This window comes from Nocardioides houyundeii (genome assembly GCF_002865585.1).
GTDB lineage: Bacteria > Actinomycetota > Actinomycetes > Propionibacteriales > Nocardioidaceae > Nocardioides > Nocardioides houyundeii.
Map to the genome: position 1 here is coordinate 3,113,057 of NZ_CP025581.1, position 25,153 is coordinate 3,138,209.

The 25,153-nt window shown below is 72.1% G+C and carries 30 protein-coding genes; 20 read left to right on the top strand and 10 right to left on the bottom strand.

From position 1 onward, the window contains the following. Positions 1-64: 64 nt before the first annotated feature. The 9 genes from C0R66_RS19085 to C0R66_RS14955 form a co-directional block, all read right to left on the bottom strand. Positions 65-2,404 (bottom strand): methyl-accepting chemotaxis protein, encoded by a 2,340-nt coding sequence (locus C0R66_RS19085; protein ID WP_199286701.1) that lies wholly within the window; start codon positions 2,402-2,404, stop codon positions 65-67. Next, entirely contained in the window at positions 2,401-2,871 is a 471-nt protein-coding gene (locus C0R66_RS14920; RefSeq protein WP_101525372.1) for a chemotaxis protein CheW, read from the bottom strand. Before C0R66_RS14920 ends, C0R66_RS19085 begins: the two co-directional genes overlap by 4 nt. Next, complete coding sequence (locus C0R66_RS14925; protein ID WP_241901465.1) at positions 2,871-5,051, bottom strand: chemotaxis protein CheW; 2,181 nt, start codon at positions 5,049-5,051, stop codon at positions 2,871-2,873. Before C0R66_RS14925 ends, C0R66_RS14920 begins: the two co-directional genes overlap by 1 nt. Before the next feature lie 130 nt (positions 5,052-5,181). Next, positions 5,182-5,418 carry a carbon storage regulator CsrA gene (csrA, locus tag C0R66_RS14930; RefSeq protein WP_101525373.1) on the bottom strand — a complete coding sequence of 79 codons (237 nt, stop codon included), beginning with the start codon at positions 5,416-5,418 and terminating at the stop codon, positions 5,182-5,184. A 40-nt stretch (positions 5,419-5,458) separates the two neighbouring features. Then, positions 5,459-5,920: a flagellar assembly protein FliW gene (gene fliW, locus C0R66_RS14935; protein WP_241901466.1), complete on the bottom strand. Its 462-nt coding sequence runs from the start codon at positions 5,918-5,920 to the stop codon at positions 5,459-5,461. A gap of 11 nt (positions 5,921-5,931) precedes the next feature. Beyond that, the gene (locus tag C0R66_RS14940) at positions 5,932-6,339 is read right to left on the bottom strand and encodes a hypothetical protein (RefSeq protein ID WP_101525374.1); all 408 of its coding nucleotides are present in this window, start codon (positions 6,337-6,339) and stop codon (positions 5,932-5,934) included. Continuing rightward, positions 6,336-6,803, bottom strand: a complete 468-nt coding sequence (locus tag C0R66_RS14945) for a flagellin N-terminal helical domain-containing protein (RefSeq protein WP_158648063.1) — start codon at positions 6,801-6,803, stop codon at positions 6,336-6,338. The genes C0R66_RS14940 and C0R66_RS14945 overlap by 4 nt, the downstream gene beginning before the upstream one ends. Before the next feature lie 11 nt (positions 6,804-6,814). Continuing rightward, the gene (gene flgK / locus C0R66_RS14950; RefSeq protein ID WP_101525376.1) at positions 6,815-8,194 is read right to left on the bottom strand and encodes a flagellar hook-associated protein FlgK; all 1,380 of its coding nucleotides are present in this window, start codon (positions 8,192-8,194) and stop codon (positions 6,815-6,817) included. A 16-nt stretch (positions 8,195-8,210) separates the two neighbouring features. Beyond that, the gene (locus C0R66_RS14955; protein ID WP_101525377.1) at positions 8,211-8,687 is read right to left on the bottom strand and encodes a flagellar protein FlgN; all 477 of its coding nucleotides are present in this window, start codon (positions 8,685-8,687) and stop codon (positions 8,211-8,213) included. A 294-nt stretch (positions 8,688-8,981) separates the two neighbouring features. On the opposite strand from C0R66_RS14955, the gene C0R66_RS14960 reads away from it, so the two are divergent. The 5 genes from C0R66_RS14960 to C0R66_RS14980 all read left to right on the top strand — a co-directional run bounded on the left by C0R66_RS14960 (position 8,982) and on the right by C0R66_RS14980 (position 12,833). Further along, a complete protein-coding gene (locus tag C0R66_RS14960; RefSeq protein WP_101525378.1) occupies positions 8,982-9,773 on the top strand; it encodes a sigma-70 family RNA polymerase sigma factor in 792 nt (263 codons plus the stop codon). A gap of 147 nt (positions 9,774-9,920) precedes the next feature. Then, positions 9,921-10,718, top strand: coding sequence for a flagellin N-terminal helical domain-containing protein (locus C0R66_RS14965; protein ID WP_101525379.1), 798 nt, complete (start codon positions 9,921-9,923; stop codon positions 10,716-10,718). 98 nt (positions 10,719-10,816) lie between these two features. Then, positions 10,817-12,133, top strand: coding sequence for a flagellar filament capping protein FliD (fliD, locus tag C0R66_RS14970; RefSeq protein WP_101525380.1), 1,317 nt, complete (start codon positions 10,817-10,819; stop codon positions 12,131-12,133). Between the two features lie 11 nt (positions 12,134-12,144). Next, the gene (gene fliS, locus C0R66_RS14975) at positions 12,145-12,525 is read left to right on the top strand and encodes a flagellar export chaperone FliS (protein ID WP_101526285.1); all 381 of its coding nucleotides are present in this window, start codon (positions 12,145-12,147) and stop codon (positions 12,523-12,525) included. Further along, positions 12,525-12,833: a hypothetical protein gene (locus C0R66_RS14980; protein WP_101525381.1), complete on the top strand. Its 309-nt coding sequence runs from the start codon at positions 12,525-12,527 to the stop codon at positions 12,831-12,833. Before fliS ends, C0R66_RS14980 begins: the two co-directional genes overlap by 1 nt. Positions 12,834-12,860: 27 nt before the next feature. Here the strand turns inward: C0R66_RS14980 and C0R66_RS14985 are convergent, their stop codons facing one another. Then, complete coding sequence (locus C0R66_RS14985) at positions 12,861-13,922, bottom strand: protein-glutamate methylesterase/protein-glutamine glutaminase (RefSeq protein WP_241901468.1); 1,062 nt, start codon at positions 13,920-13,922, stop codon at positions 12,861-12,863. A gap of 92 nt (positions 13,923-14,014) precedes the next feature. On the opposite strand from C0R66_RS14985, the gene C0R66_RS14990 reads away from it, so the two are divergent. From C0R66_RS14990 to C0R66_RS15060, 15 genes are all read left to right on the top strand, one after another. Next, on the top strand, positions 14,015-14,896 hold the full coding sequence (locus C0R66_RS14990) for a CheR family methyltransferase (RefSeq protein WP_101525383.1): 882 nt from the start codon (positions 14,015-14,017) through the stop codon (positions 14,894-14,896). A gap of 1 nt (position 14,897) precedes the next feature. Further along, complete coding sequence (locus C0R66_RS14995) at positions 14,898-15,281, top strand: response regulator (RefSeq protein ID WP_101525384.1); 384 nt, start codon at positions 14,898-14,900, stop codon at positions 15,279-15,281. Positions 15,282-15,289: 8 nt separating this feature from the next. Continuing rightward, entirely contained in the window at positions 15,290-15,784 is a 495-nt protein-coding gene (locus C0R66_RS15000) for a chemotaxis protein CheX (RefSeq protein WP_158648064.1), read from the top strand. Next, positions 15,781-16,152, top strand: a complete 372-nt coding sequence (locus C0R66_RS15005) for a response regulator (protein ID WP_101525386.1) — start codon at positions 15,781-15,783, stop codon at positions 16,150-16,152. The genes C0R66_RS15000 and C0R66_RS15005 overlap by 4 nt, the downstream gene beginning before the upstream one ends. Next, positions 16,149-16,634: a hypothetical protein gene (locus C0R66_RS15010; RefSeq protein ID WP_101525387.1), complete on the top strand. Its 486-nt coding sequence runs from the start codon at positions 16,149-16,151 to the stop codon at positions 16,632-16,634. The genes C0R66_RS15005 and C0R66_RS15010 overlap by 4 nt, the downstream gene beginning before the upstream one ends. Positions 16,635-16,840: 206 nt before the next feature. Next, complete coding sequence (locus C0R66_RS15015) at positions 16,841-17,206, top strand: flagellar basal body rod protein FlgB (protein WP_101525388.1); 366 nt, start codon at positions 16,841-16,843, stop codon at positions 17,204-17,206. Then, complete coding sequence (locus C0R66_RS15020) at positions 17,206-17,598, top strand: flagellar basal body rod protein FlgC (protein ID WP_101526286.1); 393 nt, start codon at positions 17,206-17,208, stop codon at positions 17,596-17,598. The genes C0R66_RS15015 and C0R66_RS15020 overlap by 1 nt, the downstream gene beginning before the upstream one ends. Beyond that, complete coding sequence (gene fliE, locus C0R66_RS15025) at positions 17,598-17,924, top strand: flagellar hook-basal body complex protein FliE (RefSeq protein WP_101525389.1); 327 nt, start codon at positions 17,598-17,600, stop codon at positions 17,922-17,924. Before C0R66_RS15020 ends, fliE begins: the two co-directional genes overlap by 1 nt. After that, positions 17,924-19,510 carry a flagellar basal-body MS-ring/collar protein FliF gene (gene fliF / locus C0R66_RS15030; protein ID WP_101525390.1) on the top strand — a complete coding sequence of 529 codons (1,587 nt, stop codon included), beginning with the start codon at positions 17,924-17,926 and terminating at the stop codon, positions 19,508-19,510. Before fliE ends, fliF begins: the two co-directional genes overlap by 1 nt. Further along, entirely contained in the window at positions 19,507-20,523 is a 1,017-nt protein-coding gene (gene fliG, locus C0R66_RS15035) for a flagellar motor switch protein FliG (RefSeq protein WP_101525391.1), read from the top strand. Before fliF ends, fliG begins: the two co-directional genes overlap by 4 nt. Further along, positions 20,507-21,208, top strand: coding sequence for a FliH/SctL family protein (locus C0R66_RS15040; protein WP_158648065.1), 702 nt, complete (start codon positions 20,507-20,509; stop codon positions 21,206-21,208). The genes fliG and C0R66_RS15040 overlap by 17 nt, the downstream gene beginning before the upstream one ends. Beyond that, entirely contained in the window at positions 21,205-22,509 is a 1,305-nt protein-coding gene (locus C0R66_RS15045) for a FliI/YscN family ATPase (protein WP_101525393.1), read from the top strand. The genes C0R66_RS15040 and C0R66_RS15045 overlap by 4 nt, the downstream gene beginning before the upstream one ends. Further along, entirely contained in the window at positions 22,506-22,982 is a 477-nt protein-coding gene (locus tag C0R66_RS15050; protein WP_101525394.1) for a flagellar FliJ family protein, read from the top strand. Before C0R66_RS15045 ends, C0R66_RS15050 begins: the two co-directional genes overlap by 4 nt. After that, positions 22,979-24,007, top strand: a complete 1,029-nt coding sequence (locus tag C0R66_RS15055; RefSeq protein ID WP_101525395.1) for a transglycosylase SLT domain-containing protein — start codon at positions 22,979-22,981, stop codon at positions 24,005-24,007. Before C0R66_RS15050 ends, C0R66_RS15055 begins: the two co-directional genes overlap by 4 nt. Then, complete coding sequence (locus C0R66_RS15060) at positions 24,004-25,146, top strand: flagellar hook-length control protein FliK (RefSeq protein ID WP_101525396.1); 1,143 nt, start codon at positions 24,004-24,006, stop codon at positions 25,144-25,146. Before C0R66_RS15055 ends, C0R66_RS15060 begins: the two co-directional genes overlap by 4 nt. Positions 25,147-25,153 lie beyond the last annotated feature (7 nt).

The following is a 25,153-nucleotide window of genomic DNA, read 5'->3' on the forward strand; positions in this document are numbered from 1 at the left end:
GGCCGACGGCGTGGTCGGCGTCGAGCGACGGCTCGAGGGACAGCGGGACCTCAGGCATGAGCCGTCAGACCCGGAAGCGGTTGACGAGAGCCCGCAGCTGACCGGCGATGCGGGCCAGGTCGGTGGCGGACTGCATGGTGTTGGCGGACCCGTGCCGAGTGTCCTCGGCGGCACTGGCCACCTCGCTCACGTCCTCGGCGATACCGGCGGCACCGGCCGCGGCGTCGGTCACGCTGCGGGCGATCTCGTTGGTGGTGGCGGTCTGTCGCTCCACCGCCGAGGCGATCGTGGTCTGGATGTCGTTGATCCGGCCGATCACGTCGGTGATCTCCCGGATCGCGGTCACCGCACCCTGGGTGTCGGACTGGATCGCGTCGATCTTCTGACCGATGTCCTCGGTGGCCCGCGCCGTCTCCTTGGCCAGCTCCTTGACCTCGTTGGCCACCACCGCGAACCCCTTGCCCGCATCCCCGGCCCGAGCCGCCTCGATGGTGGCGTTGAGCGCCAGCAGGTTGGTCTGCTGCGCGATCGAGGTGATCACCTTGATCACCTTGCCGATCTCCGCGCTCGACTCCCCCAGGCTGGTCACCGTGCCCTGCGCCGAGCTCGCCACCGCCACGGCACTGGTCGCCACGGTGGCAGCCTCCGTCGCGTTCTTGGCGATCTCCCGGATGCTCGCGGTCATCTCCTCCACCGCCGTGGCCACCGTCTGGATGCTCGAGGAGACCTGGGTGGAGGACCCCGACGCGCTCGCCGCACGCTCGGAAGTCAGCGTCGCGCCCTCGCCCATCCCCTGGGACAGGTCCGTGAGCTGTTCCGCAGCCTCCGCGAGCACGTCGGCGGTGCCGCCGATGTCTGTCATCGAGCCCCGCAGCGTCGTGACCACGTCGGCCAGGCCGGAGGCGAGCTGACCGATGGCGTCCTCACCGGAGACCGTGATGTCGCGGGTCAGGTCGCCCTCGCCGATCGCCCGTACGACGTCGAGCACCAGCTCCACCTTGGCGGCCAGGTCAGCGGCGGCGGCCCGGTCGCTCTCGTCCCTCTCGATCCGGTCCACCGCCTGGGAGACCATGTCGCTGATGTTGCGCAGGGTCTCCAGCCGCTGGGTGCTGAAGTCCATCGCCCCTCGGGAGAAGAAGTCCATGGTGGCGATCACCTCGCCACCCACCTCGACCGGGAAGCTCACGCCCGAGGCCAGCTCGACCCCGTGCTCGGCCATGGCGCTGACGAAGACCGGGGGCAGCTCGGAGCCGTCGGCGAAGACCACGTCCCCCGAGGCCCACGTGCTGCCCGGCAGCCCTGAGCCGCGCCGGAACGTGGCGGCCGACAGCAGGTCGCGGGCCGCGGGGCCGACGTCGCCGCACGTCGCCACGAAGCGGAGCCGTTCGATCTCGGGGTCGACCCGCCAGCACGAGGCGTACTCCCAGCCGAACTCCGAGCGCACGGCCTGCAGGGTCCGGCCGATCGCGTCCTCGACCGACGTGGCCGTGCCGAGGAGCCGCAGCACGTGGTTCATCGCCGAGGTGTCGGCCATCGCCTGCTCGCGGTCTTGCTCGACCTTCAGCTTCTCGGTGACGAGCTCCCAGGTGAGGAGGTAGCCGATGTGCTCGCCGGCCTCGTTGCGCATCTCGTCGATCGAGGTGTCCAGCACCTCGGGCCCGAGGTGGACGTACGTCGAGCTGATCGCCCTGGTCCGCTCCCTGGCCTCGTCGAATGCCGCCTTGGTGGCCGCCGGGTCCGCCAGCGTCGCCCGCTGCACGTCCGGGGTCTCGTAGAGCATGTGGAAGGGGACCCCGATCAGGTCCTCGGGGGGCACCACCATGTGCTGGACCAAGCCGTGCAGGGTGTCCAGCGACGCCGGGTTGAGGTAGTTGATGATGCCGTCGGTGTTGGCGAACATCATCTTGGTCGGAGAGTTCTCCAGCATCGCGTGGACCCGCTGGAACCGGCGCTGCGCCGTCGTCATCTCCGTGGTCTTGGACCACGAGATCATCAGGCCGTTGTACTCCCCGTCCGCCATCACGGCGGTGAGGCTCAGCTTCGCCGTCTCGCCCCCCAGCTCGATGGGCATCTCGAAGGGCAGCAGCGAGGGGTCCCCCCACACCCGGTCGAACCTGCCGACGTCGCCAAGCAGCGCGAAGAGCGGCAGCACGTCGGCGCCCACCCACTCGTTCAGCGGGAGCGGCAGGAAGGCGTCGACCGGTCGCAGGTCCTCCAGCGCCTTGTCGTTGACGTAGGCGACCTTCCGGCCGGCGGTGATGAGCAGGACCGGCGCGGGGAACCCGTCCAGGACGTGCCGCACCGCGGCCGGGGTCGCCTCGTCGGGCGTCTCCGCGGCCGGGACCAGGAGCATCTCGGGCTCCCGGACTGCTTCCGAGGCGACGGGGGTGGCGAGGTCGGTCATGAGGTTCCTCCGAGAATGGGTTCTGAGACGTCGACGGCACGGTCGGCGTCGAGGACGAGCAGGATCGTGTCGGGCAGCGCCACCACGCCCTTGAGCAGCTCACGGATCTCCGGCGGCAGGTTGGCCGGTGGCGGCAGCAGGTCGAGACCTCCCGCGTCGATGACGTCGCCGATCTCGTCGACCAGCAGGCTCACCGCCTCGCCCTGGCTGCTCACCACCACGTTGAGCGGCAGCGCCGCGGCCGCGCCGGGAGAGCGGCCCAGACGCAGCCGCAGGTCGATCGCGGTGACGATCTGGCCGCGCAGGTTGATCAGGCCGCGGACGGCGTCGGGGGCAAGGGGCACCGGCGTCATCGGCTGGTGACGCAGCACCTCCTGCACCTCGTGCACGTGGACGCCGAAGAACAGCCCGTCCACCGTGAACGTGCAGTACTGCGCGACCAGGGGCATCCGCACCACCTCGCTCATCACGCCACCCCCGCTGCCGCGACGACCGCGTCGAGGTCGAGCAGGTCGGTGACCCGCTCGTCGATCACGGCCGACCCGAGGACCCCCGCGCGACGACCTACGTCGCTGCGGGTGAGCACGGTGTCCACGATGTCCACGACCCGCTCGATGACCAGGCCGACCCGGCGCTCGCCGTCCTCGTGGACGACCACCGACAGGGTCTCCTGCTCCGGCGCCCCCGGCTCCACCGGCGCCGGGGACGGCAGGCCCATCAGGCTCCACAGCCGCACCAGGGGCAGGATGCCGTCGCGGTACTGCACGGCCTCGAGCGCACCGGCGCCCTCGATCCGCGACACCGCGATCTCCTCGAGCCGGGAGACCTCGTGCAGCGCGAGGGCGGCGCGCCGTCCGGGCACCACCTCGAGCACCAGCATCGGCGTGGTCTCCTGGCGCCGGGTGACCACCTCCACCTTGGAGACCGGCACCGGCTCGATGCCCTGAGACCTGGCCAGGCCGGGGACGTCGAGGATCAGCGCCACCCGACCGTCGCCCATGATCGTGGCCCCGGCGAACATCGGCAGGGCCCGGAGCTGGCGACCCAGCGGCTTGACCACGATCTCCTGGGTGTCGAAGACCTCGTTGACGCACAGGCCCAGACGGACCTCGTCGGCCTGGACCACCACCACGGTGACCCCGTCGCGCTCGTCGCGCGGCAGCGGGTGGTCGGTGAGCCCCAGGGCGCCCGAGAGCGGCACCAGCGGCAGCAGGTCCCCCCGCAGTCGCAGCACCGGGGCACCCGCCACCACGTCGACGTCGCGCTCCAGGTCCTGGCCCTCGAGCCGGACCAGCTCGACCAGGTTGACCTGCGGGACGGCGAAGCGCTCGTCCCCCTCGCCCACCAGCAGCGCCGGGATGATCGCCAGGGTCAACGGGATCCGGACGCGGCAGGTCGTGCCCTCGCCGACCACGCTGTGCACGTCGACGGTGCCGCCGATGCGCTCGATGTTGGTGCGCACCACGTCCATGCCGACCCCGCGACCGGACACGTTGGTCACCACTGCCGCGGTGGAGAACCCCGCCTCGAAGATCAGGCCCAGCACGTCGCGCTGCTCCATCCGCGCGAGCTCGTCCCGGGTGACCACGCCACGGCGCAGGGCAGCCTCGGCGATGACGGCGGGATCGATCCCCTTGCCGTCGTCGGAGATCTCCAGCACCACCTGACCGTTCTCGTGACGCGCTCGCAGCAGCAGCCGGCCCGTCGCGGGCTTGCCGGCTGCCAGCCGCTCCGCAGGGGACTCGATGCCGTGGTCGATGGCGTTGCGCACCAGGTGGGTCAGCGGTCCCTTGAGCGCCTCGAGCAGGGACCGGTCCAGCTCGGTCTCGTGACCCTCCAGGTCGAGCTGCACCTTGCGCTCGAGCAGGTGAGCCAGGTCGCGCACGACGCGCGGCATCTTGGACCACATCTGGCCGATGGGCTGCATGCGCGTCCTCATGACGCCTTCCTGCAGCTCGCTGGCGACCTGGTCGAGACGCTGGGCGGACCGGGCCAGCTCGAGGTCCTTGCTGCCCTCTGTGCGGCGCAGGATCTGGTTGCGGGTCAGCACCAGCTCCCCGACCAGCTGCACCAGGCTGTCGAGCAGGTTCACGTCGACCCGCACGGTGGAGTCGGCGACCCCCCGGCGTACGGCCTCGTCGTCCCCGGCGTCACCGAGCAGGGTCTCCAGCGGCTTCGTCGGGGCCGAGACGGGGACCGGGGACAGCAGCACCGGCGCCGCGGCGGGCGCGGGGGCCTCCTCGACCGGGTCGGGCTCGCCGAGGACCGCACGGATCGCGGCGATCACGGCGTCCACGTCGACGGCTCCGCCCACGTCGGTGCCCGAGGCCTCGATCGCGGCCAGCAGGGTCCGCACGGCGTCCACCATCTCCAGCAGCACGCCGGTCACCTCGGCGGTCATGGTGAGCTCGCCCTCGCGCAGCCGGGAGAGCAGGTTCTCCCCGACGTGGGTGAGCGCCTCCATCCGGTGCAGGGCCAGGAAGCCGCTGGTTCCCTTGATCGTGTGGATGGTGCGGAAGATGCTGGAGAGCAGCTCGCGCGAGTCCGGCTGCTGCTCCAGGGCCACGAGGTCCAGGTCGAGCTGGTCGAGGTTCTCGTAGCTCTCCACGAGGAACTCGGCCACGATCTCCGCGTCGTCGTCCATCATCCCGGCCCCCTCCCCTGCTCCTCGTCGGCTCCTCGTCGCGCGCCACAAGGACACGTCTCTTCGAGAGGCTCATCGGCAGGCAGGGCGCCGGGTTGATGACTTCCGCCGGGTCAATCGGCGGGGGGTGGGCTCAGTCAGCCCGTTTGCGCAGGGCCTCGGCCAGGGAGGCCACGGTGTCCTCGGCGGGCGAGGCGGCGGCCTGGTTGGTGGAGGCGAGCTCGGCGAGCAGCTCGGCGCGATGCACGCTGACCGAGCGCGGGGCGTCGATCCCGACCCGCACCACGTCCCCACGGACCTCGAGGATGGTCACGGTGACGTTGTCGCCCACGACCACGCTCTCGCCCGTACGACGACTCAGCACCAACATGGCACCAACCTACGACACCGGGGGCCGCAGCGCAGGAGTCTCAGGCCACCAGCGGCGCGGCGACCGACAGGGCAGGGTCGTCGAGGACGACCTGGGAGCCGCGCAGGGTGACGGTGTTCACCAGGACCGGGCCCAGCAGGTTGGCGGTCGTCTCGGCCAGCGAGGCGCCTGCGGTGAGGACCACCAGCACCAGCACGTCCGCGACGTCGGTGATGCCCAGGTCGGCCACCACGTCGTCGCCGACCTCGGGGGCGTAGTCGGGGAAGAAGGCCACCGGTGAGGTGACCAGGAAGCGCAGGTCCGGGTCGTCCAGCGAGCGCAGGGCGCACAGCACGCCGTCCTCGTCGAGCCGGACCAGGGCGAACCGGGTGTGGTCGGGGAAGCCGGGCATGGGATGGACGAGCTCGATCATCGGGATGTCGTCTCGGACGGCACCTTCGGACGCTGCACTGTCCTGCATGGCACTCCCGGGGGCAGGTGGGTCGACGGTCGGGGCGATCATGGCAGATCCTGTCATCGGAGGAAGTCCAGCAGGCTGGGCGTCATCACGCGCGACGTGCTGGCCAGTGCCGCCTGGTAGGAGGTCTCGGCCAGCTTGAGGTCCATCAGGGCCTGGGGCAGGTCGACGTCCTCGATGCCGGTCAGCGAGCTCTTCAGGGAGAGCTCCCGGTCCGCGGCGGAGACCGCGGCGCGGTCCAGGGCCGAGGCGCGCGAGCCGATGTCGATCAGGCTGACGCCGAGGCGGTTCAGGTCGCCCTCCAGGGCACCCAGCCCGGCGCCGATCGCGGTGGCGTCTCCGGAGCGCACCGCGTCCGCCATCGTCTGCAGGTTGTCGAAGAGGTTGGCGCCGTCCGGGCCGAAGACCGCACGGGCATCCGCGTCGACGCGAACCTTGACGCCGTCGGCGACGGAGCGGGTCACCGCGCCGGGGATGCCGACGAAGCTGCCCGAGTCGTCGTACGCCGTCTTGCCGGGGGTGAGCCCCCGAACACCGGGCGGTCCAGGTGGGTGGTGTTGGCCAGGGAGAGCAGCGACTCGCGCAGCGCCTCGATCTCACTGGCCAGGGCGTCGCGGGAGCTGGGGTTCATCGCGCCGTTCTGGGCCTGGAGGCCCAGCTCGCGGGCACGTCGGGTCTGCAGCACCGCGGACTGCACGGTGTCGTCGATCCGGGCGAGCCAGGCCTGGCCGTCCTCGATGTTGCTGGTCTGCTGACCGACCTCGACCAGCGAGGCGCGCAGCCGCATCGCGGCGGTGGTGTCGGAAGGCGAGTCCGAGGGCCGGGTCAGCACCTTGCCGGAGCTGACCTGCTCCTGCAGCTTCGAGAGCCGTCCCAGGCCGGAGTACATGCCCTCCAGCGAGCGCTGGGCCATCATGTTCTGGGTCACGCGCATCATGGTCATCGACCCACCAGCCCGGTCCGGTTGATCAGTGTGTCGAGCATCGAGTCCATCGTGTTCATCACGCGTGAGGCGGCCTCGTAGGCGCGCTGGGCAGTGAGCAGGGAGACCATCTCCTCGTCCAGGTTGACACCCGAGAGCTGTTCCCGGGCCCCGTCGACCTGCCCGACGAGGGCCGACTGGTTGGTGACCAGGCGCCCGGTCGAGGCGACCTCGGTGCCCAGGCCGTTGACCAGGCGCTGGTAGGCGCTCTCGACGCCGCTGGTGCGGGTCAGGAGGTCGGCGTTGGAGCCGTCGACCGCCCCGCCGGCCACGCCGGAGGCGGCGAGCAGCGCGGGATCGGTGATGGCCACGGTGAGCGAGCCGGACGGGTTGGTCGGGTCGTAGGTGAAGACCGGCCCCCCGGCCGCCCCGGTGCTGTCGTAGCCGCCGGCGTGCAGCGTGTTGACCTGGTCGGCCAGGTCGCGCACCACGGCGTCCAGTCCGGCGGCGTACGCCGGGAGGGTGACGGTGAGCAGGTCGGCGGTGGCACCGGTGGCACCCTGCAGGCCGCCCGCCACGGCGACGTCGGTGCCATTGCTGCGGATCGCGAAGCTGACGGGGCCGCCGGTCGAGCCGGTCGCCACCACCAGGGTGCCGGCGTCCCTGCCGGTGACCAGGGGCACGCCGCCGACGGTGAGGTCCATGCCGCCGTCGGTACGCCGGGTGGCGGTGGCGCCGGTGAGCTCGGAGAGCCGCATCACGAGGGCGTCGCGCTGGTCGGCCAGGCCGTTGGTGTCGACCTTGCTGGCCGAGGCCACCGCGATCATCCGGTTGACCTCCGCGAGCTCGGCGGCACCGGTGTTGACCTCGGTGACCAGCCCCTCCAGCCGGGAGCGCGCGTCGCCGGCCTCGCGGGCGACGTTGGTGGCCTGGGTGCGGACCGACTCCACCAGGCTGGTGGCCTTGGTGAGGACGTTGGTGCGCGACAGGTCCTGGGCCGGGTTGTTCGCCAGGGCGTGCCAGCTGGCCCGGAACTCCGCGAGCCGGGCCGAGACGCCCTGGGACCCGGGTTCCGCGATGCCGGTCTCCAGCCGGTCCAGGGTGGTGCTGCGGACGCTGAGGTAGGACAGGTTCGCGTGCTCCTGGCGGGCGCGGGTGTTGAGGAACTCGTCGGTCATCCGCTGGAGACCGGCGACGGCGACGCCCTCGCCGGAGCCCTCGTAGCGCGACCACATGGCGATCTGGCCGGGGGCGGCGACGGTCTCGCTCTCCACCCGGCGGCGGCTGTAGCCGGCGGTGCCGGCGTTGGCGATGTTGGAGCTGGCGGTGTCCATGACCACGCGGTTGTAGCTCAGCGCGCTGAGCGCGGTGCTGAAGGAGGCGAAGGATCCGCTCATCGGCTCATCACCTCTCTCACAGGCTCCGGTCCACCAGGCGGTGCCGGGCGGGGCCGGTCACCGCACTGCCGTCGGCGCTGTAGCCCGCGGTGCTCTCGCCCAGGGTCATCAGGGTCTCCCGGGCCGAGCGGATGCCCGCGGTGACCAGCTCGCGGTTCGCGTCGGCCATCGCGGTGACCTCGGTGGTGATGGAGGCGAAGGCCTCCCGGTGGTCGGCGAGGATCGAGGCCCAGGGCTCGGCTGCGGTCTCGGCCAGGGCGCGCAGGCTCGGGTTGGGCGGCAGGCCGAGCTGTCCGGCGGCCTCGTCCGCGGCGACCGCGCGCAGCATCTCGGTCTGCCGGATGGTCTCCAGGACCGTCTCGACCTCCTTGGCGGCGGGCAGCAGCCAGCGGGTGCGCCCGGTGGCCATCACCAGCTGCTCGACCTCCAGCTTGAACAGCAGGGTCTCCAGCAGCTCGCGCTCGCGCCACAGGATGAGCGAGAGCTTCTCCATGACCGCATCTCTTTCCTCGTCAGTGTGCAGGACCTCGAACCACCTATCGGCCCCGATCCCGGGGCTGAAGTCTTTTCGGTTGACCGATCTGCGAACCGTCGATGACAACCGGGCCACCCCGGGCTAGTCATCTGGAGCCACCCCGGCTCGGGACCAAGGTCACCAGTTGCGGCCTGCCGGAGGGTTGCTCACTAATAGTGGGTACGGGGTGCGCTCTCCTGTACGACTCTCGATCTCGTGAACGAGCAGAGCGCCGAGGCCCGCCAGGCCACAGAAGAGCTGATCACGGCAACTATGCCGCTGGTCGGCCACATCGTCCGCGAGCTGTCCGGCCGCGTGCCGGCCCACGTCTCCCGCGACGACCTGACCTCCGCCGGCCTGGCCGCCCTGGTGCAGGCGGCGCACGCCTTCGACGCCACCCTCGGCGTGCCGTTCGCCCGCTACGCCGCCACCCGGATCCGCGGCTCACTGCTGGACGAGCTGCGCAGCGTCGACTGGGCCTCCCGCTCGGTCCGCCGCCGGGCTCGCGACCTGGAGGAGACCCGCCACCGGATGGCCGCCACCCTGGGCCGGGTGCCCAGCAACGCCGAGGTCGCCAGCGCGCTGGGCATGAGCCTGGAGGAGGTCGTCGGCAACGACGACGACATCGCCCGCGCCCAGGTCCTCTCCCTGCAGGCCTCCCCCGACGACGCCCTGGACGAGCTGCTGCCCTCCGACGGCGCCACCCCCGAGCAGCTGGTGGAGCACCAGGAGCGCCTGACGTACGTCGTCGAGGCGGTCGCCGAGCTCCCCGAGCGGCTGCGCGTGGTGGTGAGCGAGTACTTCCTCGCGGAGCGGCCGATGGCCGAGATCGCCGAGCAGCTCGGTGTCAGCGAGTCGCGGGTCTCCCAGATGCGCGCCGAGGCGCTGAGCCTGCTGCGCGACGCCCTGAACCGCGAGCTCGATCCTGACCTGGTCAAGCCGGCCGGTCGCCCCGACGGCTGTGCGGCCCGGCGCCGGGAGTCCTACTTCGCCGCTGTGGCCACCCGGCACGCGGCGTCGCTGCGCCGGCCGGCCGGTCGCCCGGCGCTGGACGCCATCGCCTGAGCCCCACGCCCCGGCAACGTCGGAAGGTAAAGCCGGAGAAAACTTCGGTGGAATCCCTCAGGCCAGTCCGACCGGGGCCGATCGAGAAGCCAACGGAGTCCACGGACGGACTCCAGCACGTGACTCCATTCCAGGAAGGAAACCATCATGAGTCTTCGCATCAACCAGAACATCGACGCAATGTCGGCCTACCGCAACCTCTCCACGACGTCCGGCCAGATGGCCAAGTCGCTCGAGAAGCTGTCGTCGGGTTTCCGGATCAACCGCGCCGGTGACGACGCGGCCGGTCTGGCCATCTCCGAGGGCCTGCGCTCGCAGGTCGGTGGCCTGAAGATGGGCGCCCGCAACGCCCAGGACGGCATCTCGCTCGTCCAGACCGCAGAAGGTGCCCTCACCGAGGTCCACTCCATGCTGCAGCGCATGAACGACCTGGCGGTGCAGCACGGCAGCGGCACCGCGACCGCCGACGCCAAGGCCAACCTGGTGGCGGAGTTCAACCAGCTCGAGACCGAGATCGGTCGTATCGCGACCAACACCAAGTTCAACAACGAAGCGGTCTTCGGGGGCGTGGCCAAGACCTTCCAGGTCGGCTTCGCCAGCGACGACACCATCGAGGTCTCGACCGCCGCACTGGCCAACTTCTCCACCGCGACGGCCATGGGCGCCATCGACATCGCCGACAGCGACACGCTCCAGGCCGCTGTCTCCGAGGTGTCCAAGCAGCGTGCCGAGCTGGGTGCCATCCAGAACCGGTTCGAGCACACCATCAACAACGTCAACGTGACCGTGGAGAACCTCTCGGCCGCCGAGAGCCGGATCCGCGACACCGACATGGCCGAGGAGATGATGAACTTCACCCGTTCCCAGATCCTGTCCCAGGCCGGCACCGCGATGCTCGCCCAGGCCAACCAGACGGGCCAGGGCGTCCTGTCCCTGCTCCGCTGATGGTCGACGGCGGTCGGCCGGTCCCTGCTCGGGACCGGTCGGCCGCCGTTTCCACATCACCGCACAGCACCACCGCGAGCGACTGAGAGGAGGAGCCTGTGGCAAGCGTCAGCGGCCTGTCGGGATTCGACGGCGCCAGCATCGTCGACCAGCTCATGCAGCTGGAGACCGTGGGCCAGACCCGCCTGCAGAGCAGGGTCAAGACCGAGCAGTCGGCCGTCACCGCCCTCCAGGCCCTCAACACCAGGCTCGCGGGGCTCGCCACGAAGGCCGGGGACACCGGCAAGGGCGACACCTGGAGCACCCTGGCCGCGACATCGTCGCTGCCCGGCGTCAGCGCCTCCGCCACCGCGAGCACCGCCGCCACGTCGTTCTCGGTGACCGTGGACAAGCTCGCGCTGACCCACCAGCTCGCCTTCACCACCCCGGCCGCGCTCACCGACCAGGTCACGGACGGCGCCACCACGGTCCGGCTCGACAAGCTCGACGGCACCGTGCAGGACCTGACGACCGACGGCACCCTGGCGGGCCTGGTCACCGCGCTGAACGACCCGGCGAACGCCACCGGGGTCCGCGCCTCCGCGGTCCGGGTCGCCGACGGCTCCTACCGCCTGCTTGTCGAGTCCAACTCGACCGGGCAGGCCTCCGACTTCGCCCTGACCAACCTCGACGGCTCGCCCCTGCTGGGCGGGGCCGCGCCGCGCGCCGGCCAGGACGCCCAGGTGACCATCGGCGGCATCCAGGCGACCTCAGCCACCAACACCTTCTCCGAGCTGCTGCCCGGCGTCAGCGTCACCCTGGCCACCTCGGCCACTCCCGGCAGCACCGCCGAGATCACCGTCGCCCGCAGCTCGAGCACCCTGACGGCCTCGGTCAAGTCGCTGGTCGACGACGTCAACGCGCTCCTCAAGGACCTGGACTCCGCGACCGCGTCGGGGGCCAGCGGCGCCAAGGGCGTGCTGGCCGGCGACTCGATGGTCCGCTCGCTGCGCACCGCGCTCGCCCAGGCCATCTACCCCGGCGACGGGTCCTCGATGGCCGACGTCGGCCTCCAGGTCGACCGCTACGGCAAGCTCGTCCTGGACGAGACGGCACTGGCCAAGGCCTACGAGGCCGACCCTGCCAAGGTGGCCGCGGCCTTCGGCTCCGGCGGCGACGGCTTCGCGGCCCGGGTGGCCCAGGTCGCCAAGAGCGCCAGCGAGCCGTACGGCGGCGCGGTCACCAGCGCCATCCAGGGCCGCAACGACGGGATCAAGCGCCTCAACGACTCCGTCGCCCAGTGGGACCTTCGCCTGGAGATGCGACGCAGCACCCTCACCCGCCAGTTCAGCGCCCTCGAGACCGCCCTGAACTCGATGAACAGCCAGTCCAGCTGGCTGTCCAGCCAGATCGACTCGCTCCCGACGTACTCCTAAGGATGACGACGATGGTCAACAACGCGCGTGACGCCTACCTCGGCGCCTCCATCAACACCGCGAGCCCGCAGCGGCTCCTGGTGATGCTGTGCGAGCGACTGGTGCTCGACGTGCAGCGCGCCCAGGCGGCTCAGGAGTCCGGTGACCACCAGGTCGCCCACACCCAGCTGCTGCACGCCCAGGACATCGTGGCCGAGCTGCGCTCCAGCCTCGACCTGGACGCCTGGAGCGGCGCTGCCGCCCTCGGCTCGCTCTACGACTGGCTCTACAACCAGCTGGTGCTGGCCAACATGCGCCGCGACGTCACCCTCACCCAGCACTGCCTGGTCCTGGCGCAGCAGCTGTGCCAGACCTGGACCGAGGCGGCCCTCTCGCACGCGGCCGCCAGCTGATGCCGAGCGCGGAGAGCGCCTGGACGAGCGAGCTGGACCGGCTGGACGCAGACCTGGACCTCGTCGAGCAGCTGCTCGCCGACGGCGCCGAGCCGGCCCCGGTGCCGGCCTGGTCCGAGCCCGACCTCGGCCCGCTGCCGCGCTCCCTGGTGGCCCGCGCGCAGGCGCTCCTGGAGCGCCAGACGGCGCTGCGCAGCGCCGTGACCGCCGCCCTGGCGAGCAACGCCGCACAGCAGCAGTTCGCCAGCCGCGTCAACCGCGCCACCGCGGCGCCCGCGGCCGCCTCCTACCTCGACCTGCGCGCCTGAGCCGTACGCCGGCTCAGCTCAGCCCGCTCAGCGGGCCAGCAGCTCGACCAGGCGCGGCGCCAGCTCGTCCAGCGCCAGGACCTCGGCCGCGAGCCCCGCGTGCACGACGGCACCGGGCATCCCCCAGACCACCGACGACGCCTGGTCCTGGGCCAGCACCCGGCCCGAGCGGAGCGCGACCGCGTGGCTGCCGGCCGCGCCGTCGTGGCCCATCCCGGTCATCACCAGGGCGAGCACGCCCGGACCGTAGACCCCGGCCGCGGAGCGGAACAGCACGTCCACCGCAGGACGGCAGAAGTTCTCGGGCGGGGTGTCGAGCAGCGCGGTGCGTGCCCCCTCTGCGCAGGCCACCAGCGAGAGGTGGCGACCACCGGGCGCGACGTAGACGTGCCCGGGGCGCAGCAGATCGCCCTCCCCGGCCTCGTGCACCTGCAGCGCGCAGACCCGGTCCAGCCGGGCGGCGAACATCGTGGTGAAGACGGGAGGCATGTGCTGGACCACCACCACCGGCACGGCGAGGTCTCCGGGCAGGGCGGGGAGCAGCTGCGTCAGCGCGTCCGGGCCGCCGGTGGACGCGCCCACCAGCAGCACCTCCGGCGTTGCCGCAGGCGTCCCGGCCGGCGCCGGGGACGTCAGCCCAGCCGGCTGCGGGCCGGCGTGCGTCGACCCGGGCGCGAACATCCGGTAGACCCCGACCAGGCCCTTGATCCGGGGCACGAGCTGGTCGTGCACCTCGCGCACGCTCTCGGCCACGCTGCCGGTGGTCGTCGGCTTCAGGACGAAGTCGGAGGCGCCCAGCGTGAGGGCCTCCAGGGTCTTGGCGGCGCCCCGCGCGGTCAGCGTGCTGAACATGATGACGGGCAGCCGTGGGTAGCGCTCGCGGAGCCGGGCCAGGGCCTGCAGCCCGTCGACGACCGGCATCTCGATGTCCAGCGTCACCACGTCCGGCTTCAGCGCCTTGACCTGCGCCAGGGCGTCGCGGCCGTCGACGGCGCGGCCCACCACCTGGATGTCCGGGTCGATCTCCAGCGCCAGCGTGACGAGACGGCGCACGGGGGCGGAGTCGTCGACGACGAGCACACGGATCACGTCCCAAGTCATCGGCCGGACCGGGCGCGAGGTGAGGAGGATCGCGGGCGGGTTTCGCTCAGGAGACCGAGACAGCGACCGATGAGGCACACGTGAGCCTCTCCCAGCAAAGCTTCGCCTACGTGGGCGAGCTCGTCCACCGCGAGACCGCCATGGTCTACGCGCTCGGCAAGGAGTACCTGGTCGAGGCCCGGCTCCTGCCACTGGCGGTCGCCGCCGGGCAGCCCGACCTCGACTCCTACGTCTCGGCGGTGCGCGAGGACGTCACCGAGCAGGGCAAGGTGGTGGACGCGCTGATGATCAACGAGACCTCCTGGTTCCGCGACAACAAGCCCTTCCGCGCCCTGGCCACCGGCATCCTCCCCGAGATCTTCGCCAGGCCCGAGGGCCCTCGCCGGCTCAACGTGTGGTCCGCCGCGTGCTCCAGCGGCCAGGAGCCCTACAGCATCGCGATGGTGCTCGACCAGCACCTGCCACGGGACTGGAGCGCCGACGTCTGGGCCACCGACGTCTCCCCCACGATGGTCGAGCGGGTCCAGGCCGGGCGCTACAGCCAGGTCGAGGTCAACCGCGGCCTGCCCGCGACCTCCCTGGTCGACTACTTCACCCGGGAGGGGTCGGAGTGGGCCGTGGCCCAACGGCTCAAGGAGATGGTGCGCCCGAGCCGGCTCAACCTCGCCGGACAGCTGCCGGCCATGCCGCGCTTCGACATCGTCTTCCTGCGCAACGTGCTGATCTACTTCGACGACGAGACCAAGCAGCGGGTCCTGGACGGCGTCCGCGACGTCATCTCGCCCAACGGCTACCTGGTGCTCGGCTCCTCCGAGACCAGCCTCGACCTGGGCGAGCGATGGGCCCGCGAGACCTGCGGCCGCATCATGCTGCACCGTCCGGCGCCGCGTCCCCGGGTGCACGTGCCCCGGCCGGGGCTCGCCGGACTCACAGACCACGACCTGACGGCGATGGGAGCCTGACGTGCACGCCCTGATCATCGACGACTCACGCGCGATGCGGATGATCCTGCGTCGCATCCTCGACGAGCTCGGCATCGGCGCCACGGAGGCGGCCCACGGTGCCGAGGCCCTGGGCCTGCTCAGCGCCGGCCTCCACCCCGACCTGTGCCTGGTCGACTGGAACATGCCGGTGATGGACGGTTGCACCTTCGTCTCCGAGGTCCGCAAGGTGCGCGAGTGGCGCGACATCACGCTGATGATGGTGACCACCGAGAGCGAGCACTCGCAGATCGTGCGGGCGCTCGCGGCGGGTGCCCACGAGTACGTGATCAAGCCGTTCACCGCGGACGCGATCCAGGACAAGCTCGAGCTTCTCGGCCTGGTCGAAGCGGGAGTGCTCTCGTGATCATGGCCATGAGCGCGGAGCAGGTGGCCGCGGCCGCGAACCCGCGGGCCGACGACGTACGCACGCTGACCCACCAGGTGTGGACCACCTACCTGGGCGAGCGGGTCCCGCTGCTGTTCGTCGAGGACAACACGTTCGTCCCCGACTGGTCCGCCAGCGTCACCATCCGTGGCGCCTGGGACGGCATGGTCTCCCTGGAGACCACACGTGCCGGCGCGCAGGGCCTCACCCGGGCACTCCTGGGCCTGGACGCCGACGCCGACGACCTGGCCGACTCCGACCTCGTCGACGCGGTCGGCGAGCTGGTCAACATGCTGGGCGGCAACGTCAAGGGCCTGGTCCCCGGCCCCAGCCGGCTCTCCCTGCCCCTGGTGGCCGCCGGGCGCTTCGCGCACGGCTCGCAGCAGGCTCGCGTGGTGCGTCTGTGCTCCTCCTGGGCCGGCGAGCCGCTCGACGTCACGGTGCACGCCGGGCGCGCGAAGGCAACGAGGGAGCACCGGTGAAGATCCTGGTCGCCGACGACAGCCGGGTGATGCGGCAGATCATCATCCGCACCCTGCGCCAGGCCGGCTACGCCGGTCACGAGGTCGTGGAGGCGGAGAACGGGCGCCAGGCGGTCGACCTGGTCTCCAAGGAGCGCCCCGACCTGGTCCTCTCGGACTGGAACATGCCGGAGATGAGCGGGATCGACGCGCTGGCCGTGATCCGCGCGTCGGGCTCGACGGTGCCCTTCGGCTTCGTCACCTCCGAGGGGTCCGACGACATGCGCGCCCGGGCTGCGTCCGCAGGGGCCCAGTTCCTCATCGCCAAGCCGTTCACCCCCGAGGTCTTCGCCCAGATGATCTCGGCGGTGCTGCCGCACACGGCATGAGCATCCACCTCCCCCTGTCCAAGGAGATCCGGGACCTGTTCGCCGATCTGCTGGACCGCCGGATCGAGATCGGTCCGGCGTCCCCGCTCGCCCCCACCGAGCTGCGGCCCGCCACGTTCGGGGTCTACGTCGACGACTCGCTCCAGGTCGCCGCGCTGGTCGGCCTCGACCTTGACCTCTCGGCGTACGCCGGCGCGGCCATCGGCCTGGTGCCGCGCAGCGTCGCGGTGAACTCCATCCACTGGAACACGCTCACCCCGTTGCTGGAGGAGAACCTGCGCGAGGTGCTGAACATCGCGGTGACGCTGTTCAACGTGCCCGGCGCCGACCACCTCCGGCTGTACGACGTGCACGCCGCGGGTGCCGCCGTGCCCCAGGACGTGCTGGCCCGGGCGCTCACCCTGGGACGACGCACCGACGTGTGCATCGACGTGGCCGGCTACGGCTCCGGAGTGCTCTCGGTGGTCCTCACCCCCCTGTGACCCCCCTGTGACCCGCGGTGACTAGTCACTCGCGACCACCCCGGCCTAGTCACTGTGGGTGTGGGAAACGTCTGATGGTCCTGTCTTCACCACCGATATGGCAGATCCCCTCAATTGATGACGCGTGGGGCCGAAGATTTCCCTGAGCACGGAATGCTCACCCCCGCCGAAGGACCGGCAACCCCCCTCTCGAAAGAGGCCTCGCCGTGTCCTTCGCCGTATCCGACGCCGTCTCGGGCGCGCTCACTGCCGCGCTCGACGGCGTCGCGCTGCGCCAGCGGGTCATCTCCGACAACATCGCCAACGTCGACACTCCCGGCTTCCGCGCCACCACCGTGGACTTCGAGTCCTCGCTGAGCACCGCGATCGCCGACGGCGACTTCGCCGAGGGACGCGCCACCGTCACCGCCAGCGCGACGACCTCCAACGCCCCGGCCGGGCTCAACGACAACAACGTGGACCTGGCCAAGGAGTCGCTGGACGCGATGCAGTCGCAGTTCCAGTACCAGCTGCTCACCCGTGCGGTCTCCGACCGCTACGCCCTGCTCCGCACCGTGGCGACGGGCCAGTGATGGGCGCCTTCGACATGCTCCGCATCGCCGGCAGCAGCCTGGGCATGCACCAGACCTGGCTGGACTCGCTGTCGCACAACATCGCCAACGCCAACACCGTCACCGGGACCGACGAGGACGCCTTCCAGGCCGAGCTGGTGGTCGCCCGGGCTCGCCCGGGCGGCGGCGTGGACGCCGCCGGCATCGAGCTCGGTGACGCCGAGGGCCGGATGACCTACAGCCCGGACCACCCGCTGGCCGACGAGAACGGCTACGTGCGGATGCCCGAGATCGACATGAGCAGCCAGATGAGCCAGATGGTGATGGCCCAGCGCGGCTTCCAGGCCTCGGTCCAGGTCACCAAGACGGCCCAGGACACCTACAACGCGGCCCTCCAGATCGGACGTGGCTGATGAGCATCGGCGGCATCGAGGCGCTCGGCTTCACCCCCTACGTCGCGCCCACCGTCTCCCCCGCGACCACCAGCCCCTCCGGCGCCCAGGGCCCGCAGGGACCCGGAGCCGGCTTCGGGGAGATGGTGATCGACGGCCTCGAGCGGATGGAGGCGGTCCAGGACCGCTCCGACAAGCTCGCCGTCCAGGCCGCCACCGGTGACCTGGCCAGCATGCACGAGTACACGATCGCCGCCACCGAGGCCTCGGTCACCACCCAGCTGACCGTCGCGGTGCGCAACAAGGCGCTCGAGGCGTTCAACGAGATCATGCGGATGCAGGTGTGATGAAGGAGAACCTCAGCCGAGGCCTCGCGCGTGCGCAGAGCAGCTTCTCGGCATTCACCACCGGACAGAAGCTGGTCGCCGTCGTCGGCACCCTCGCCCTGGTGCTGGGCGGCTTCATGGTCTTCCGGTGGGCGGCCACGCCCAGCTACAGCCCGCTGTTCTCCAACCTGGCGGCCGAGGACGCCTCGGCCGTCATCGACGAGCTGCAGGCCTCCGGCATCCCCTACGAGATCAGCAACAACGGCACCACCGTGATGGTGCCCAAGGAGCAGGTCCACGAGACCCGGATCGCACTGAGCGGCGAGGGCCTGCCCGCCAGCAGCGACGGCGGCTACTCGCTGCTCGACGACCAGAGCCTCTCGACCTCGCAGTTCCAGGAGCAGACCTCGTTCAAGCGCGCGATGGAGGGCGAGCTCGCCACCACCATCGAGGCCATCGACGGTGTCCGCACCGCGGTGGTGCACCTGGCCCTGCCCGCCAAGCAGGTCTTCGCCCGCGAGCAGGACCCGCCGACCGCCTCCGTCCTGGTCTCCACCCAGCAGGGCGTCACCTTCGCCCCCGACCAGGTGCAGGCAGTGGTCCACCTGGTCGCCTCCAGCATCGACGGCCTGGCGCCGGAGAAGGTCACCGTGGCCGACTCCGCCGGCCGGGTGCTCTCCGCCGACAGCGCGACGGGCGGTGCCGGCGCCAGCAGCCGCACCCAGCAGGTCAAGGAGTACGAGGACGACCTGAGCGCGGAGATCCAGCGCACCCTGGACCGCGTGCTGGGGCCGGGCAACTCCACGGTCGCCGTCACCGCCAACCTCGACTTCGACCAGGCCGTGCGCAAGACCACGACGTACGAGTCGGACCCGGAGCGCGCCCCGCTGTCCAGCAGCCGGCAGAGCGAGACCTACGACGGCGCCGGCGCCGCCGAGACCGCGGGCGGCACCGTCGGCCCCGAGGGCGGGGCGGACGCCGGCGGCGACGAGAGCTCCTCCTACGTCAAGGAGTCCACCACCGAGGACAACGCGATCGACACCGTGGTGGAGACCCGGGAGTCGGCCCCCGGCAGCGTCCGGTCGGTGCACGTGGGGGCCGTGATGGACTCCAACGCCCCGGTCAAGGTCAGCCCCGCCGACATGCGCGACCTGATCGCCGCCGCCATCGGCGAGAACCCCGAGCGCGGCGACACCATCGAGGTCACCGACATGCCGTTCGACCGCACGGCCGAGCAGGTCGCCGTGGACGAGCTCGAGGCAGCCGCCAAGGCCGACGCCAAGGCGGCCCGCAACGAGATGCTGCGCAACGCCGGCCTCGGCTGCCTCATCGCGCTGATGCTGCTGCTGGCCTGGCTCAAGGGACGCAAGCGCGCCAAGGCCCGCGCCCAGGCCACGACGTACGTCGTGGAGCAGCTGCGCCTGGACGCCGCCACCCGGGTCCAGCAGCAGCTGCCGACCGACCCCAGCCCCGCCATGATGGCGCTGGAGGCAGCTGAGAACAGTGAGTCCGACGACCTGCGCGAGGAGCTCGCGGCCCTGGTCGAGAAGCAGCCCGAGGACGTCGCCGCACTGCTCCGCGGCTGGCTCGTGGAGCGTCCCTCGTGACCGCCGCCGTCGCCCAGAAGGGCCTGCGCAAGACCGCAGTCATGCTGATCCAGCTCGGCCGGGAGCGCGCCGGCCAGGTGCTGGCCCACTTCAGTCCCGAGGAGGTGGAGGCGGTCTCCGCCGAGATCGCCCGCCTCACCTGGGTCAGCGCCGAGGAGAGCGAGCTCGTCCTGGGCGAGTTCCGCGACCTGCTGGTCGCCCGCACCCACATCTCCCGCGGTGGCATCGACCTGGCCCGCGAGCTGCTCGAGGGCAGCCTCGGGGTGGAGCGTGCCAGCGAGGTCATGGAGCGCCTCAACGCCATGGCCGTGCAGATGCCCTTCCAGTTCCTGCACCGCGCCGACCCGGCGCAGCTGCGCTCCTTCATCGCCGACGAGCACCCGCAGGTGATCGCCCTGGTGCTGGCGCACATGACCGCCGACAAGGCGTCCCTGGTGCTCTCCGGCCTGCCGCCGGAGCAGCAGGCCCAGGTGGCCCACCGGATCGCGGTGATGGACCGCACGTCCCCCGAGATCGTCAAGGCGGTCGAGTCGACCCTGGAGCGCAAGCTCTCCTCGATGCTGCAGCCCGCCGAGATGTCGCGCGTGGGCGGCCTGGACCCGCTGGTCAACATCATCAACCGCTCCGACCGGTCCACCGAGCGCCAGATCGTGGAGGGCCTGGAGGCCCTCGACAACTCGCTGGCCGAGGAGGTCCGCAGCCGGATGTTCATGTTCGAGGACATCGTCGGGCTCGACGACCGCTCGGTGCAGCAGGTGCTGCGCGAGGTCGACGGCTCCGACCTGGCGCTCGCGCTCAAGGGCATCGAGGACGGGCCGGTGCGCAGCAAGATCACCGGCAACCTCTCCGAGCGTGCCGCGGAGAACCTGCTCGAGGAGGTCGAGCTGCTCGGGCCGGTCCGCCTCACCCAGGTCGAGGAGGCCCGCCAGGGCATCATCCGCACCATCCGCAAGCTGGAGGAGCAGGGCCAGATCCTGGTGCGCCGAGGGAGCGATGATGAGTTCGTCGACTGACGCGCTCGAGGTGACCACCGCGTTCACCCCGCACGAGACGCCCACGATCACCGTGGTCCGCCAGCCCGAGCTGCGCCGCGGCGAGTGGACCCGGCTCGGCCCCGGCAGCCTGCTCGGCGACGAGGCGGCGGAGCAGACCCTGGCCGACGTCGCCGACCAGGCGCACGCCGCCGCGAGCGCCCAGGGATACTCCGTGGGCTGGGCCCAGGGACTGCGCCGTGCCGCCGAGGCCACCGCGGCCGCGGCCGCGGCGCAGGCCGAGGCCGGCGAGCTGGACCGGGCGCGCCACGAGGCCGAGCACGCCGCCGCGGTGCAGGCCCTGACCAACGCCGCCGACGAGCTGCACTCCGCCCTCGCGGCGGTCACCGCCCGGGTGGAGGTCCAGGCGACCGAGCTCGCCTGGGCGCTCACGCAGGAGCTGGTGGGCCGCGAGGTCCGGACCGTCTCCGGCGCCGACGTGGTACGCCGGGTGCTCGCCCTGACCCCCGAGGGCCCGATCGCCCTGGTCCACCTGCACCCCGACCACGTGGGCGACCCCGCGGTCGCCGACCTGGTGACCCGCGGCGTCCGGGTGGTGGGCGACCCCGCCCTGGGTCGTGCCGACGCCGTCGTCGAGGTCGAGGACCACGCGCTGGACCTGCGGGTCGAGAGCGCCCTGGCCCGGGTCCGGCAGGTGCTGGCATGAGTGCGCTGACCGCCGCCGTGCACGAGAGCGCCCTCGGCGCCACGACCCCGCTGCGGATGGGCCGGGTCACCGAGATCCTGGGCCTGCACCTGCTCGTCACCGGGCTGAAGGCGGCGGTGGGCGACCTGGTCGAGATCGACGCCGCCTCCCCCGTCCTGGCCGAGGTGGGAGCCAGCAGTGCCGACGGCCTGGTCTGCCTGCCCCTGGGACCGACCACCGGGCTCACCGCCGGGGCGCTGGTCCGGCACACCGGTGGGCCGCTACGGATCCACGTGGGCGAGGAGCTGCGCGGCCGGGTGCTCGACGGACTGGGGCGACCCATCGACGGCGGCCCCTCCCTGGACCACCTGCCCCTGGTCAGCGTCGACCACGCCACTCCCGGTCCGCTCAGCCGTCCCCGCATCGACACCCAGGTCGGGCTGGGCGTGCGCGCCCTGGACTCGCTGACCCCCTGCGGCCGCGGCCAGCGCATCGGCATCATGGCCGGCTCCGGGGTGGGCAAGTCGAGCCTGCTCTCGATGATCGCCCGCGGCACCGACGCCGAGGTGTGCGTCCTGGCCCTGGTCGGCGAGCGGGGCCGTGAGGTCCGCGAGTTCATCGAGGCCGACCTGGGTCCCGAGGGCCTGGCCCGGTCGGTGGTCGTGGTGGCCACCTCCGACGCCCCGCCGGTGGAGCGGCTGCGCGCCGCGTTCGTGGCCACCCGGATCGCTGAGTCCTTCCGCGACGCCGGCCGCGACGTGGTGCTGATGATGGACAGCCTGACCCGGGTCGCCATGGCCCAGCGCGAGATCGGCCTCTCCGCCGGCGAGCCGCCGGCCACGCGCGGCTACCCGCCGAGCGTGTTCGCGCTGCTGCCCCGGCTGCTGGAGCGGGCCGGCACCTCCCCGGCCGGCAGCATCACCGGCCTCTACACCGTGCTCGTGGAGGGCGACGACATGCAGGACCCGATCGGGGACACCGCACGGTCCATCCTCGACGGGCACGTGGTGCTCTCGCGGCGCCTGGCCACCTCCGGGCACTTCCCCAGCATCGACGTGCTGGAGTCGATCTCGCGACTCACCACGGCGGTCACGACCCCCGCCCAGCGCGGTGCCGCCACCCGGCTGCGCCGGATGCTGGCCGCGCACCGCGACGTCCGGGAGCTGGTCGAGATCGGCGCCTACGTGCGTGGCGCGGACGCCGACGCCGACGCGGCCCTGAGCCTGATGCCCCGGATCAACGCCTTCCTGCGCCAGGACATGGACGACGTCACCGACACCGACCACACCTGGCAGCAGCTGCACGAGCTGGTGGGCGGATGAGCCGCGGCGAGCACGACCGCGGGATGCGGGCCGTCGAGCGGGTGCGCAGCGTCCGGGAGCGCGACAGCCGCCTCGGCCTGCAGCAGGCCGCGGCCGAGCAGGCCCGGCACCAGGCACGGCTGGACGACCTCGAGCGTCGCCTGGCCGAGAGCAGCCAGTGGAGCGAGGGCGACACCTGGACCTACCTGGCCCTGCGCGGCTCGCTGCTGGCACTCGGCGAGACGATCGCCGACGCCGGGGCGACCCTGGAGGCCTCGAGCCGGATCACTGCGGCCGCGCGCTCCCACTGGACCCAGGACAAGACCCGCCTCTCGGCCGTGGAGTCGCTGCTGGAGCGCCGTGTCCTGGCACGGCAGGCAGCACGCCGACGCGCCGAGGCACGCGAGCTCGACGACATCGCCGCGCAGCTGTGGAGCCGCGGCCGCGGTGCTGCCGCCGCCGGGGCCACCAGCGAAGAGGCGGTGGCCGGATGAGCGTCGCCGACGTGACCGCCCGGATCGCTCAGATCCAGGGACAGCTGGGCCTGCTGTCGCCCAGCCGGACCTCGACCTCCACCTCCACGGCGTTCGCCGACATGCTGGGCACCGCCACCACCAGCGCGGACTCCGTCACCACCGCGCCGACGGTCGGCTACGCCAGCCCCACCACGGGCGGCGCCGCGGACGGGTCGGCGGTGGTCGAGGAGGCCAAGAAGTACCTCGGCCTGCCCTACGTCTGGGGTGGCACCGACCCCACCAAGGGCCTGGACTGCTCGGGCCTGGTGCAGGTCGTCTACAAGAACCTGGGCTACGACCTGCCCCGGGTCTCCTTCCAGCAGGCCGCCTCCGGCCGGCCGGTGGCCAGCATGGCCGAGGCCCAGCCCGGCGACCTGATCGCCTGGGACAACTCCAGCCGCAACAACGGCGTCGACCACATCGCGATCTACATCGGCGGCGGCAAGATGATCGAGGCGCCGCGCACCGGCCTCGACGTCCGGATCGTCGACGTGCCCTCCACCCCCGACGTGATCCGCCGGATCCTGCCGGACAGCGCCGCGAGCAGCGCGTCGTTCAGCACCGCGGCGCCCGGGTCCACCGGGGTCCCGGTCACCTTCAGCGGACCCGCCCCGGCCGGCGACAGCGCCCCGTACGCCGCGCTGTTCGACGCGGCAGCCGCACGGTACGGCGTGCCCGCGCAGCTGCTCTCCGCCGTCGCCAAGCAGGAGTCGGGCTACGACCCGGCCGCGGTGAGCCCGGCCGGGGCCCAGGGCCTGATGCAGCTGATGCCCGGCACCGCCCAGGGCCTGGGGGTCACCGACTCCTTCGACCCCGGCCAGGCCGTCGACGGCGCCGCCCGGCTGCTCAGCGACCTGCTGGGCCGCTTCGGCCGCACCGACCTGGCGCTGGCCGCCTACAACGCCGGTCCCGGAGCGGTGATGCGCTACGACGGCGTCCCGCCGTACGCCGAGACCCAGAACTACGTCAGCTCCGTGATGTCGATGCTCGGGGGTGCCCGGTGACCGCCCTGACGCAGGCCCTGCCGGCGGCCACCGCGATGCTGGGCCAGACCACCCCGACCGGTGCCCCGGTGCCGGCGGAGAACGGGGGCGCCTTCCTGGCGCTGCTGGTGGCGGCCCTGCCGGTCGCCGAGCCGGTCGCCGAGCCCGCCGGTCAGCCGGTGGTCGAGCCCACCGCCGGCGAGATCCCCGGCGAGGTCCCCGGGGAAGTCCCCGAGGAGGTCGTCGACCAGGTCGTCGAGGAGGTCCCGCCGGAGGGGGACCAGGTCGGGCAGGTCCCGGCGCAGCTGGTGGCCCAGCTCGCGGCTCAGCTCTCGGGCCGGTTCGCGCTGCTGCTGCCGGCCGCGGGCGGGTCCGTTGCCGGCCCCGGCCCTGTCACCGAGGCTGCCGCCGAGGCTGTCACCGACGCCGCCGGTGCTGGCCCGCTGGCGGCCGCGAGGGAGGCGGGCTCGGCCCTGCCCGCCCCGACCGACTCCGCCTACCCGCTCCCCACCTCAGTCCCCACCTCGCTCCCGCAAGCGGCGGCTCCGGCAGATCCCGGCGGGGCGGCCGGCCGCGACCGGTCCGGCGACCAGGCGACCCCCGGGGTGGACCTGACGGGCATGACGCCGGTCGCCACCGTGGTCCCGACCCCCGGGCCGACCGCGACCGGGACGCAGCCCACCGCGGCGGCCGCTGCGGTGGCCGGCCAGGTCTTCACCGAGGTCACCCAGCTGGTGAGCCGCGGCGACGGCACCCACCGGATCACCCTGACCCTGAGCCCGGAGGCGCTCGGCGACGTCCGGGTGATCCTGACGGTGCGCAACGGCGAGGTCCACGTGACCTTCGCCGCCGGCGACCAGGCCCGGCAGGCGCTGATCGAGAGCACGCCCGAGCTGGTGCGGCTGCTCGAGCTGGTCGGCGCCACCGAGACCAAGGTGGCCGTCCGGGACCACGGACCGCAGACCGCTCCCGGGACCGACCCGCGCTTCGGCGCCGGTCCCGGCACTTCCGACGGACGTCGGGAGCCACAGACCCACCACGCACGGACGCGTGAGGGACAGAACGCCACGGACGGCACCACTCGCGGGACCAGGGCTCACGCCCTCCCGCACGAGCCGGCCACCCGGACCCGCAGCGCGGGTCTCGACGTGACCGTGTGAGGAGGTA

Coding starts and splice junctions, on each gene's coding strand:
- C0R66_RS19085 (WP_199286701.1), bottom strand. CDS start 2,404: ATGACCGACCTCGCCACCCCCGTCGCCTCGGAAGCAGTCCGGGAGCCC.
- C0R66_RS14920 (WP_101525372.1), bottom strand. CDS start 2,871: ATGAGCGAGGTGGTGCGGATGCCCCTGGTCGCGCAGTACTGCACGTTC.
- C0R66_RS14925 (WP_241901465.1), bottom strand. CDS start 5,051: ATGATGGACGACGACGCGGAGATCGTGGCCGAGTTCCTCGTGGAGAGC.
- csrA (WP_101525373.1), bottom strand. CDS start 5,418: ATGTTGGTGCTGAGTCGTCGTACGGGCGAGAGCGTGGTCGTGGGCGAC.
- fliW (WP_241901466.1), bottom strand. CDS start 5,920: ATGATCGCCCCGACCGTCGACCCACCTGCCCCCGGGAGTGCCATGCAG.
- flgK (WP_101525376.1), bottom strand. CDS start 8,194: ATGAGCGGATCCTTCGCCTCCTTCAGCACCGCGCTCAGCGCGCTGAGC.
- C0R66_RS14955 (WP_101525377.1), bottom strand. CDS start 8,687: ATGGAGAAGCTCTCGCTCATCCTGTGGCGCGAGCGCGAGCTGCTGGAG.
- C0R66_RS14960 (WP_101525378.1), top strand. CDS start 8,982: ATGCCGCTGGTCGGCCACATCGTCCGCGAGCTGTCCGGCCGCGTGCCG.
- C0R66_RS14965 (WP_101525379.1), top strand. CDS start 9,921: ATGAGTCTTCGCATCAACCAGAACATCGACGCAATGTCGGCCTACCGC.
- fliS (WP_101526285.1), top strand. CDS start 12,145: ATGGTCAACAACGCGCGTGACGCCTACCTCGGCGCCTCCATCAACACC.
- C0R66_RS14980 (WP_101525381.1), top strand. CDS start 12,525: ATGCCGAGCGCGGAGAGCGCCTGGACGAGCGAGCTGGACCGGCTGGAC.
- C0R66_RS15000 (WP_158648064.1), top strand. CDS start 15,290: ATGAGCGCGGAGCAGGTGGCCGCGGCCGCGAACCCGCGGGCCGACGAC.
- C0R66_RS15010 (WP_101525387.1), top strand. CDS start 16,149: ATGAGCATCCACCTCCCCCTGTCCAAGGAGATCCGGGACCTGTTCGCC.
- C0R66_RS15020 (WP_101526286.1), top strand. CDS start 17,206: ATGGGCGCCTTCGACATGCTCCGCATCGCCGGCAGCAGCCTGGGCATG.
- fliE (WP_101525389.1), top strand. CDS start 17,598: ATGAGCATCGGCGGCATCGAGGCGCTCGGCTTCACCCCCTACGTCGCG.
- fliF (WP_101525390.1), top strand. CDS start 17,924: ATGAAGGAGAACCTCAGCCGAGGCCTCGCGCGTGCGCAGAGCAGCTTC.
- C0R66_RS15040 (WP_158648065.1), top strand. CDS start 20,507: ATGAGTTCGTCGACTGACGCGCTCGAGGTGACCACCGCGTTCACCCCG.
- C0R66_RS15045 (WP_101525393.1), top strand. CDS start 21,205: ATGAGTGCGCTGACCGCCGCCGTGCACGAGAGCGCCCTCGGCGCCACG.
- C0R66_RS15050 (WP_101525394.1), top strand. CDS start 22,506: ATGAGCCGCGGCGAGCACGACCGCGGGATGCGGGCCGTCGAGCGGGTG.
- C0R66_RS15055 (WP_101525395.1), top strand. CDS start 22,979: ATGAGCGTCGCCGACGTGACCGCCCGGATCGCTCAGATCCAGGGACAG.